Annotated in this window: 8 protein-coding genes; 7 read left to right on the top strand and 1 reads right to left on the bottom strand. The window is 71.9% G+C overall.

Annotation, left to right across the window (positions count from 1 at the left end):
• Positions 1-124 precede the first annotated feature (124 nt).
• The 3 genes from N4P33_RS30115 to N4P33_RS30125 are packed head-to-tail and all read left to right on the top strand — an operon-like array spanning position 125 to position 3,435.
• Positions 125-1,111 carry a carbohydrate ABC transporter permease gene (locus N4P33_RS30115; protein ID WP_260830109.1) on the top strand — a complete coding sequence of 329 codons (987 nt, stop codon included), beginning with the start codon at positions 125-127 and terminating at the stop codon, positions 1,109-1,111.
• Entirely contained in the window at positions 1,108-1,938 is an 831-nt protein-coding gene (locus tag N4P33_RS30120; protein ID WP_260830111.1) for a carbohydrate ABC transporter permease, read from the top strand. Before N4P33_RS30115 ends, N4P33_RS30120 begins: the two co-directional genes overlap by 4 nt.
• A 9-nt stretch (positions 1,939-1,947) precedes the next feature.
• Entirely contained in the window at positions 1,948-3,435 is a 1,488-nt protein-coding gene (locus N4P33_RS30125) for a glycoside hydrolase family 3 protein (RefSeq protein ID WP_260830112.1), read from the top strand.
• 106 nt (positions 3,436-3,541) lie between these two features.
• On the opposite strand, the gene N4P33_RS30130 is transcribed toward N4P33_RS30125, so the two are convergent.
• Positions 3,542-4,135 carry a YdeI family protein gene (locus N4P33_RS30130; protein ID WP_260830113.1) on the bottom strand — a complete coding sequence of 198 codons (594 nt, stop codon included), beginning with the start codon at positions 4,133-4,135 and terminating at the stop codon, positions 3,542-3,544.
• Between the two features lie 291 nt (positions 4,136-4,426).
• Here N4P33_RS30130 and N4P33_RS30135 point away from each other — a divergent pair, with 291 nt between their 5' ends.
• The 4 genes from N4P33_RS30135 (at position 4,427) to N4P33_RS30150 (ending at position 7,134) form a co-directional block, all read left to right on the top strand.
• The gene (locus N4P33_RS30135) at positions 4,427-4,822 is read left to right on the top strand and encodes a cell division protein SepF (protein WP_260830114.1); all 396 of its coding nucleotides are present in this window, start codon (positions 4,427-4,429) and stop codon (positions 4,820-4,822) included.
• A 118-nt stretch (positions 4,823-4,940) separates the two neighbouring features.
• On the top strand, positions 4,941-6,125 hold the full coding sequence (locus tag N4P33_RS30140; protein WP_260830115.1) for an AAA family ATPase: 1,185 nt from the start codon (positions 4,941-4,943) through the stop codon (positions 6,123-6,125).
• Complete coding sequence (locus tag N4P33_RS30145; RefSeq protein WP_260830116.1) at positions 6,118-6,471, top strand: nucleotide pyrophosphohydrolase; 354 nt, start codon at positions 6,118-6,120, stop codon at positions 6,469-6,471. The genes N4P33_RS30140 and N4P33_RS30145 overlap by 8 nt, the downstream gene beginning before the upstream one ends.
• 192 nt (positions 6,472-6,663) lie before the next feature.
• Positions 6,664-7,134, top strand: a complete 471-nt coding sequence (locus N4P33_RS30150) for a DUF6099 family protein (protein WP_260830117.1) — start codon at positions 6,664-6,666, stop codon at positions 7,132-7,134.
• Positions 7,135-7,426 lie beyond the last annotated feature (292 nt).

A 7,426-nucleotide genomic window follows, 5' to 3' on the forward strand; every position in this document is an offset into this window, starting at 1 on the left:
CGCGACGGCCCCCGCCCCGCGTCGCGTACGCCGGCAGGCCGAGACGCCCCGGGCCGTTGCGCCGGGGCGCCGCGCCCGTAGGCCGCGTACGTCGCCGAGTACGTCGAGAAGAGAGATCGCGAGCATGACCGTGCAGACCGAACGGCCGCCCTCCGGCCCGGCGGACGTCCGCAAGGCGGACGACGGGGGAACCGGCGGGCCCACACCGCGAGCCGCGTCGCGCGCCGGCGCGCTCGTCCCGTACCTGTTGCTGCTGCCCGCCTGCGCGGCCACCGTGCTGCTGCTCGGCTGGCCGCTGCTCAAGGACGTGCTGCTGTCGTTCCAGAACCTCAACATGGCGCAGCTCATCCAGCACGTCACCGAGTGGAACGGCATCGACAACTACAAGGAGGTCCTCACCGGAGAGGACTTCTGGCGGGTCACCCTCCGCTCCATCCTGTTCACGGCCGTCAACGTCGCCTTGACGATGGTCCTGGGCACCCTGGTCGGTCTGCTGCTCGCCCGGCTCGGCCGGCGGATGCGGTTCACCCTGCTGGTCGGCCTGGTCCTGGCCTGGGCCATGCCGGTGGTCGCGGCCACCACCGTCTACCAGTGGCTGTTCGCCCAGCGCTTCGGCGTCGTCAACTGGGTCCTCGACAAGCTCGGCTGGCACTCGATGGCCGACTACAGCTGGACCAGCAGCCAGATGTCGACGTTCTTCGTCGTGACCGTCCTGATCGTGTGGATGTCCATCCCGTTCGTGGCGATCAACCTCTACGCGGCGACCACCACGATCCCCAGCGAGCTCTACGAGGCGGCCTCCCTGGACGGCGCGGGCGCCTGGCGGAGCTTCACCACGGTCACCATGCCGTTCCTGCGGCCGTTCCTCTACGCGACGACCTTCCTGGAGATCATCTGGATCTTCAAGGCGTTCGTGCAGGTCTACACGTTCAACCAGGGCGGGCCCGACCGGCTCACCGAGATCCTGCCCGTCTACGCCTACGTCGAGGGCGTCGGCAACCAGCACTACGGCATGGGCGCGGCGATCGCCGTCCTGACCATCCTGATCCTGCTCGGCCTGACGGCCTACTACCTGCGGATCGTGCTCAAGCAAGAGGAGGACGAGCTGTGAAGCGCTCGCTCTTCGGCCGCCTGTGGCCCAACGTCACGGCCGTCGTCCTGTTCATCGGCTTCGTCTTCCCCGTGTACTGGATGTTCGCCACGGCCTTCAAACCGACCGGCGACATCATCTCGGAGAACCCCGTCTGGTTCCCCACCGACATCACCTTCGAGCACTTCAAGACGGCCACCGGCGTCGACCACTTCTGGACGTACGTCACCAACTCGCTGACGGTCACCGTCCTCGCCGTCCTCTTCTCCCTGATCATCGCGCTGGCGGGCTCCTTCGCCCTGGCCCGGATGCGGTTCAAGGGGCGCCGCGGCTTCGTCGTCGGCTTCATGCTGGCCCAGATGGCGCCCTGGGAAGTCATGGTCATCGCGATGTACATGATCGTGCGGGACGCCTCCATGCTGAACAGCCTGGTCCCGCTCACGCTCTTCTACATGATGATGATCCTGCCCTTCACCATCCTGACGCTGCGCGGCTTCGTCGCCGCCGTGCCGAAGGAACTGGAGGAGTCGGCGATGGTCGACGGCTGCACCCGCGCCCAGGCGTTCCGCCGGGTCATCCTGCCGCTGCTCGCCCCGGGCCTGATGTCCACCTCCCTGTTCGGATTCATCACCGCCTGGAACGAGTTCGCCCTCGTCCTGGTGCTCAACAAGGACACCGCGGCCAAGACGCTGCCGCTGTGGCTGTCCGGCTTCCAGACCCAGTTCGGCGACGACTGGGGTGCGACGATGGCCGCTTCGTCGCTGTTCGCCGTCCCGATCCTGATCCTCTTCGTCTTCCTGCAGCGCAGGGCCGTCAGCGGCCTGACCGCGGGCGCCGTGAAGGGATAACGCCACCCGATGACGACCACCACCACCGGCACCGACACCCTCACCCGGGACGCGCTCGCCGTACTGCAGCCGGGCTTCGCCGGCACCACCGCGCCCGACTGGGTGCGCCGCCGGCTCGGCGAGGGCCTCGCCTCCGTCGCCCTGTTCGGGCGCAACGTCGTCGACGCCGAGCAAGTCACCGCGCTCACCGCCGCCTTGCGGGCCGAGCGGGACGATCTGCTGGTCGCCATCGACGAGGAGAGCGGCGACGTCACCCGCCTGGAGGTCCGCACCGGATCCTCCTTCCCCGGCAGCCACGCCCTCGGCGCCGTCGACGACGTGGCCCTGACCCGGGACGTGGCCGCCGAGCTCGGCCGCCGGCTCGCCGCCTGCGGGGTCAACCTCAACTGGGCGCCCTCCGCCGACGTCAACGCCAATCCCGACAACCCGGTCATCGGCGTTCGCTCCTTCGGCGCCGACCCCCACCTGGTCGCCCGGCACACCGCCGCCTATGTCGAGGGCCTGCAGTCCACCGGCGTCGCCGCCTGCACCAAGCACTTCCCGGGCCACGGCGACACCAGCGTCGACTCCCACCACGCCGTCCCGCACATCGACCTCGACGCCACGACCCTGCACGAGCGCGAACTGGCGCCGTTCCGGGCGGCGATCGCGGCCGGGACGCGGGCCGTGATGAGCGCCCACATCCGGGTGCCGGTCCTCGACCCCGACCGCCCGGCCACGCTGTCCGGCCGCATCCTCACCGATCTGCTGCGCGGCGAACTCGGCTACGACGGCCTGATCGTCACCGACGGCATGGAGATGCAGGCCATCTCCGGTACGTACGGCCTCGAACAGGGCGTCGTGCTCGCCATCGCCGCCGGCGCCGACGCGATCTGCGTGGGCGGCGGACTGTGCGACGAGGACACGGTGCTCAGCCTCCAGAGCGCCCTCGTCGACGCCGTACGCTCCGGGCGACTGGCCGAGGAACGGCTGGCCGACGCCGCCGCCCGGGTCCGCGCTCTGGCCGACTGGACGGCCCGGGTACGGTCCACGGCCTCCGCGGCCGAGGCGCGCCCGGAGATCGGGCTCACCGCCGCCCGCCGCGCCGTCACCGTCACCCGCACCCGGCCCACCGCTCCGCTCGCCGCCCCCGTGTACGTGGCGACCTTCACGCCGGTCGCGAACATCGCCGTGGGCGACGAGACACCGTGGGGCGTCGGCGCGGAACTGGAACGCCTGCTGCCGGGCTCCGTCACCGGCCGCTTCTCCGGACCCGACGCCGGTGCCCAGGCCCTCAAGGCCGCGGACGGCCGCCGCGTCGTCGCCGTGGTGCGCGACGAACACCGCCACCCGTGGATGCGTACGGCCCTGGACACCCTGCTCGGCGCCGCCCCCGACACCGTCGTCGTGGAGATGGGGGTGCCGCAGTCCTCCCCCCGCGGTGCCCTGCACATCGCCACCCACGGCGCGGCCCGCGTCTGCGGCATCGCCGCCGCGGAGGCGATCGTCGCGGGCTGACCGCGGGAACCGGTCCGGGCGGTGGCTCGGCCGCCCGGACCGGTTCCGTTTCACGGCTGGATCTTCTCGTTCAGGGATACGTCTTCTCGTACGGGGATGTCCTCGTTCAGGGATAGATCTTCTCGCCGGCCGTCAGCATCGCGACGAACTTCTCGATGCGGGCCGCTCGCGTCTGAGGGCGCTTTGCGTCCTCGATGCGGTGCAGGATGGCGTAGCGGTTGCGGCTGTCCAGCGTGGCGAAGAAGTCGCGGGCCGACTGCGGGGCCGCGTCCAGGGCCGCGCGCAGATCGTCCGGGACCGTCGCCGTGCTCTGACTCGCGTACGCCGCCTCCCAGCGCCCGTCCGCCTTGGCGCGCTCCACCTCGCGCAGACCGGCCTGACGCATCCGGCCCGACTCGATCAGCGCGGTCGCCTTCTGCACGTTGATCTTCGACCACTTGCTGCGCGGCCGGCGCGGAGTGAAGCGCTGCAGCCAGTGCGTCTCGTCCAGCGTCTTCTTGTGCCCGTCGATCCAGCCGTAGCACAGGGCCGACTCCAGCGCGGTGGCGTAGTCGATGCCGGGCAGTCCGGAGCCCTTCTTCGGGATCTTCAGCCAGATGCCGGAGGCGTCGGCGTGGTGGTCCTCCAGCCACTTCTCCCAGTCGTCCTGGGTGGCGAAGGAGAGGACCGGTTCGCTCGTGTTCTGGTTTCCGTCCGTCATGCCCGCCACAGAAGCCGATCCTTGGGGGAGCGGTCAACGGCCGCCACGCCGAAGCCGGTACGGCAGTCCGCCCGCCACCGCCGAGAGAACGGCCGCACCCAGCGCTGCCCGAAGCTCCCGTACCGGCTGGGCCCGGTGTCGCTGAGACAGCCGAACTCCTCGTACAGGGCCCGCAGTCGGCGCAGAGCCGGGGCCGCCCAGCCATGGCGGAGCGTGTCGCTGTTGGGCCGAACGGGTGACCATGCGTAAGAATTGCCTGATGCAGACAGCCAGGTCGACCGAGGACGGAGCATGCCGGTGAACAGCCACGATGTCACCGACGAGCAGTGGGAGGGGCTCGCCCAGGTCGTTCCGCTGAGGGGCCGGGACGCCTGGCCGTCCGCGGTGAACCACCGGTCCCTGCCGGAGGCCGAGACGGAGGCGCGGCGCCGCTTCGTCGTGCTGCGCGTGAACGTGTTCGCGGACGCCCGCGACGTCGCCGAGACGCTGATGGCGGGCGTCCCGGTCCTGCTCGACCTCACCGGCGCGGAGACGGAGGTCGCCAAGCGCGTCCTGGACTTCAGCACGGGCGTCGTCTTCGGCCTGGCGAGCGCCATGCACCGCGTCGACCGCAACGTCTTCCTCCTGACCCCGGCGGGCACGGAGGTCACGGGCCTGATGGAAGGGGTCGGGGTCTCGGGAGGATGACCGGGCGGGAACGCATCGCGGCAGGTCACGTCACCCGCGAGGAAGCAGTCGCCCGTTCGTGGGAAGAGGAGACAAGCGGAACGGTTCCTCCGGTTCCGGTGCCTCTAGCGTCTCGCCCATGACGCTGCCCCAGCCGCCTTCCCTCTCCGAGATCCCCCACGCGCCCGGCGCCTCCGCCCCGAGGCGGCCCCTGCGCCCCCACCTCACCGAGTTGGTGTTGTCCGCGTTCGCCCGGCACCGGCGGGTCACCGTGCCGTTGGGGCCGTTGATGCTGCTCGCGGGGGCCAGCGGGAGCGGGAAGAGCAGTGCGCTGCGGGCGTACGAGGCGCTGGCGCGGCTCGGGGGCGGGGCCGAGGTGGGGGAGGTGTTCCGGGATCCGGGGGCGTGCGTGCCCGAGGGGGCCCGGCGGGACGCGCAGCGGCGACGGGGGTTCCGGATCGGGTGTGTGGCCGACGGGCCCGAGGGGCTGGTGCGACTGGAGGTCGCCGTGCAGGCCGAACCCGCCCTGCGCATCGTCGGAGAGCGGCTCACCGTCGACGGCCTCGTCCTGCTGGAGACCGCACTGCGCGAACCCCGCCGGCGCGTCGTTCAGGCCTCCTGGCACAGCGCGGGTACGACGCCCGTCACCTGCGGTCATCTGCCCGACGACCGGCTCGGCACCGCCCTGCTGCCCCTGCGCGTCGCCGGAACGACCCCCGGCCAGCGCAGGGTGCTCGCCGCCGCCGAGCAGATGGTGGTGGCCCTGCGTTCCGTCTTCGCCTGCGACCCCCGCCCCGAGCGCATGACCGCACCCGTGCCGACCGGCACCGGCCGGCTGCTCGGCGGCTGCGACAACCTCGCCGCCGTGCTGTGGCGCACCCGCACCGAATGCGGACGCCGCCACGCCCTCCTCGTCGACGCCCTGCGCACCGGCTGCGCCGGCCCCGTCGCCGATCTGCTCGCCGAACCCTGCGGCGACGGCCGCGTCCGCGCCCTGCTCGACCGCGGCGACGGCACCCGCACCGAGCTCGGCCGGCTCGGCGACGGCGAGCTGCGCCACCTCGCCCTCGCGCTCGTCCTGCTCACCGGCCCAGGTGTCCTGGAGGTCGACGCGCCCGGCGAGGTCCCGGACGCCCTGCGGACCCTCACCGTGCTCGCCGACAACCTCGACCGGGGCCTCGACCCACGCCAGCGCACCGCCCTGCTGGAGCTGGCCGCGCGGATGTGCGAGCGCGGCCACATCCGGCTGGTGGGCGCGGTGAGCGAGGTGTCCTGGGCGGCGGGGATCGACGGGGTGACGGTGGTACACCTGGACGGTGACTGATCACAGCGACTCCGTGGCCTCCTCCCCGGCCCCCGGCCTGCCCGAACTCCAGCGACGGCTCGCCTCGTTCGCCGCCGCCCGGCACTGGCAGCCCTACCACACCCCGAAGAACCTCGCCTCCGCGCTCAGCGTGGAGGCCGCCGAACTCCTCGAGATCTTCCAGTGGTTGACGCCCGAGGAGTCCGCCCGGGTGATGGACGTGCCCGACACCGCGCACCGCGTCACCGACGAGGTCGCCGATGTGCTCGCGTATCTCCTCCAGTTGTGCGAGGTCCTCGGCGTCGACCCGCTGGCCGCGCTGGCCGCGAAGATCGAGCGCAACGAGCACAGGTTCCCGGCGCCGTAGCCTCACCCGCCCGTGGGGACTTGGACACTCCGCTTTCACTCTCCGTAGCAGAATCGGCCACCGAGTTCGAATTGTTGTCCGCAGATTTCCGTCTTCCTCTGGCTTTTTGTCTCAGGGCACCTCACTCTGGGTAGTGAACAAGGGGGTTCGGGTGGACGCGTGGGCAGCGCGTCGGATAGACGGGGGCAGCGCATGGACGCTGTGCGGCTCATCGTGACGAGCAGGAGAGCGCTGGCCGCGAGCGGCGGCGTCCCGGAGCTGCTGACCGAGGTGTGGCAGGCGCAGGCCCTCGCCCAGGCCGTGGGCAGCCGCCTCGCCGTCGCCGGACCACCCGAACTGCGCGGCGAGGCTCTGGGGTTGACCGAGCTGGCGGGCCGCGGCTGCGGCGTCCTGGACACCCCCGTACTCGCCCCCGGTGAGCTGCGCGCGGCCCAGCTCACCGACCTGGGAGACGCGCGCCAGTCCCTGCTGTACCTCGGCGGCCTGCTCGGCGAGGTCGGCATAGCCCTGGTCGGCCTCGCCTGCGCCGCGGGCGACGAGGCGACGTACTGGCAGTGCATGGAGGCGATCGACGCGGCGGACGAATCCCGCGACCGCGTCCTGGAAATGCTCCGCAAACTCGCCGACCGCGACGAGTCGTTACCGGAGCGGGAAGCAGGCTAGGCGCCTCCGGCGGTTGAGCCCGAAGGAACGTCACGGCGCCCGGCTGAGCACCCGGCCCCGCCCACCGCACCTGCCGCGCACGCCGCACCGGCCTTGGCCCGTCGTGCGGGCCGAGTCTGTCGTGCCGGCTTCGCCTGCCGTGCGGGCCGCGCCTGTCGTGCGGGCCGAGTCTGTCGTGCCGGCTTCGCCTGCCGTGCGGGCTTCGCCTGCCGTGCGGGCCGCGCCTGTCGTGCCGGCTTCGCCTGCCGTGCGGGCGGCGCCTGTCGTGCGGGCCGCGCCTGCCGTACCGCCC

The sequence above is a fragment of the Streptomyces sp. 15-116A genome, from assembly GCF_025290915.1.
Classification (GTDB): Bacteria; Actinomycetota; Actinomycetes; order Streptomycetales; family Streptomycetaceae; genus Streptomyces.